The following is a 366-nucleotide window of genomic DNA, read 5'->3' on the forward strand; positions in this document are numbered from 1 at the left end:
GTACCAGCCTGCTCGTCATCACGGTGAACTCCACGGCCGCCCTGGCCAGCCGGCTCACCACCCCCACCTCGCTGGACTGGGCGGTGATCGCCCCGTTCACGGCGGCGGCGGTCCTCGGGGCCTGGGACGGCAAGCGTCTCGCCACCAAGGTGTCCACTGCCGCGCTGCAGCGGATCTTCGGCGCAGCACTGATCGCCGTTGCGCTCTTCATGCTGGTCGATACCGTGGTCTGAGCCACGTCACGCCGTCGACAGCAAATCGGGATCCGGGCTCAGGCGAGCGAGAGGAACAGCTTCTCCAGCCGGGCGCGCATCTGGTTCCGATCGGCCGGTTCGGCGGTGTCGTCGGCCATGCAGTGCTGAAGGC

General features: G+C 68.6%; 1 protein-coding gene. It reads left to right on the forward strand.

The genetic code is table 11. The features are described 5' to 3' along the window. A partial coding sequence (locus AC1DYK_RS36335) for a TSUP family transporter (RefSeq protein ID WP_478170679.1) occupies positions 1–233 on the forward strand: 233 nt, incomplete at its 5' end. Between the last annotated feature and the right edge of the window lie 133 nt (positions 234–366).

The sequence above is a fragment of the Variovorax sp. P2_H12 genome, assembly GCF_056403395.1.